This window comes from Stenotrophomonas sp. Sm10 (assembly GCF_030985515.1).
Lineage (GTDB): Bacteria > Pseudomonadota > Gammaproteobacteria > Xanthomonadales > Xanthomonadaceae > Stenotrophomonas > Stenotrophomonas hibiscicola.
In genome coordinates this window covers 1-2,279 of the sequence record NZ_JAPTFO010000174.1, presented here as the reverse complement: position 1 = coordinate 2,279, position 2,279 = coordinate 1, and the positions used below count along the sequence as shown (strand labels likewise).

Annotated in this window: 3 protein-coding genes; all 3 read right to left on the bottom strand. The window is 39.1% G+C overall.

What is annotated here, in order from left to right; genetic code table 11:
• Positions 1 to 74: 74 nt before the first annotated feature.
• Complete coding sequence (locus O0J15_RS20840; RefSeq protein ID WP_308306255.1) at positions 75 to 440, bottom strand: hypothetical protein; 366 nt, start codon at positions 438 to 440, stop codon at positions 75 to 77.
• Positions 433 to 2,085 carry a minor capsid protein gene (locus O0J15_RS20835; protein WP_308306254.1) on the bottom strand — a complete coding sequence of 551 codons (1,653 nt, stop codon included), beginning with the start codon at positions 2,083 to 2,085 and terminating at the stop codon, positions 433 to 435. Before O0J15_RS20835 ends, O0J15_RS20840 begins: the two co-directional genes overlap by 8 nt.
• Positions 2,048 to 2,279, bottom strand: a 232-nt coding sequence (locus tag O0J15_RS20830; RefSeq protein ID WP_308306253.1) for a hypothetical protein, incomplete at its 5' end; no start/stop codon positions are given. The genes O0J15_RS20830 and O0J15_RS20835, both read right to left, overlap by 38 nt.

Sequence of the window (2,279 nt, the reverse complement as noted above, 5' to 3'; positions counted from 1 at the left end):
TTTTGCTTTATCCATTTTCAATCCTTTCTGAGCACGAAAAAAGCACTTAGATTTCTCTAGGTGCTTAATTTGTATTATAATTTAAGTTTTTTACAAAACTCTGTTGCATCCATATCAGGATTTTCTCGTAAAAATGCGAGCAATGCACTACCTCGAGACTTATCTTTAGATGTAGTAGTAGAATCAATATTATATGTACGAGTGTAGTCGTCGATGAAGCTATAATTTACCGAATCTTTTCTCTTGTTAGCTAGCTGTTCCCGAATATTGGCAGGATAGAGATAAAAAACGGCTTTGCCTATTTTATGCAATTCTTCATCACTAGCTGACTTCAAAAACGAAACAATAGGCTTTAGAGATAACCCCTGTGTAAAAACTAAAATATCAGCTCTAACACTCGGAATATCTTGAAATGGTTCTAAAAATCTTTTTTTAATCATCTTGTAACTCCAAACTTATCAAATTTAATCCTGATGAATTTTTATCTACGGATATAACTTTAAATTTAGCAGATGGTTTGATAAGAAATTCTTTTTCTTCTGGCATATCCGAAAGCTCAGATATGTATACTCCAGATTTAGAACCTTTTCTTACTGTAATATCCAATAGATACCTTTCTCCGATTCCATCATTAGAGAAGTTTAATGCTTCTTCTTTCGCTAAACTTGTACTCATAAAAGCCTTGTCGATTACAGTAGTCTGACCGACAATTAAGTTATTAAAGTATGATTGTTCTGCCCTAGTTCCACGATAAGTTATGAAACTTTCCTCCGTCTTATAGCTTCCAAATACGGTTTCTAACTTTTTGGAAAGCTCTAGGTTTTCTTGCAAATATCTTTCGACATAAGGAATTTCAGATGCTTCAATTTCCATTAAACCATTTTTTCTGTATTCTTCATAACCTTGCCTCATCACGGAATTTATTTGCTCATGTGGAGACATAGTGTAATTGAAAATAGCATCTTTTTGTTTTTCATCAAGCTCATTATACCACTTTTGATAAGACTTTTGCTTCTTGAAGAAGTCGTCTATTTCACTTGGTTTATCAGCTACAAAAACCTTGTCATCCACTTCTGGTTTAGATTCCTTAACAACGTCCTCACCATCCACATACTTGCTATACCACTCTTTATAAGTCATATCAGCAGGCACATACTCGACTTTACCAGTCTCAGGATTTCTTGCCCTACGCTTCAGCTTGCTGTAGTCTGCGTCCTCGTCGTATCCGACAGTAGTAGACCTACACCACGGAAGCATAGGCGGACAATTGACGCAAGGGACAGCCTTATCCCTGTCATAGACCTGATTGTCATGTTCCTGACAAATGCGTGATGTACGCTTGTCTAAAACGGCCACAAAGATATACTTCTCTATGTCTGCTTCTTCATAGCTGAGCAGTTCCATTTGATTATGAAAAAAGGCTGATTCTGTTCGAACCAAACGCCTTGCATCGTTTTGACCTACATTGAACCGCTCGGCAATTGCTTGTGCAGTTTCTCGTGTATCTCGGCCTGTCATAAGGCTTATGAGGAGTTCATCTTTTATGCTTGAAGTAAGCTTTCCTGTATTCTTCCAGATGTCTGTAGAGTACGTGTTTCCGTCACCTACCCAACTGAAAGACTGTAGATGTTTTATCTCGCTCTCAGGAAGCCCAGAAAAGCCATATGCTAACCCTGTCTGCTGTTGCAGGTCAAAGGTAGCCTTGTAGTAGCTATCCTTCATCAAGTCGCTATAAAAGGCATCTGAGCCTGTCTTCTCCGAATGATAGATAGATTCACGAATACGGTCTAAATCGTCGCTCAAACGCTCTAGTCGTTTCATACGGAAAGAATAAGCTGGACTGTCTAAGTCAGCCAGTAGCCTTTGGATATTCGGGTCATTTGGCCTCGCTTCAAGCACTTTACGAAGTTCATTCAAGTCTTTCTTGTCTTTCATGTTCTTCAAGACTTGTCTAGCATCTACCTGACTTAAACCATAATCACGTTGGAACTTATCGAAAATCTTATTGATTTCCTTATCCAAGTAAGTCTTAGCTTCCTGATAGACCTTATCGAACTGGTCTGCCTGCTTTTCGGCCTTGTCCATCTGTTGGTAAATCAGATTGGCTTTCCTCTTCGCCCAGTACTCCTGATTCTTCATCCTCTACCTCGTCTTCGGGTTTCGTGTTGTCTTGGTTAAACACTGGCATGCGTTCCATGTTCTTCTCTTTCTCCTCTTCCAAGGCTTCCAGTTCAGCGTCAGGATCTTCCACAAACGGCAAGAGTGAAATAAGCTGTCTA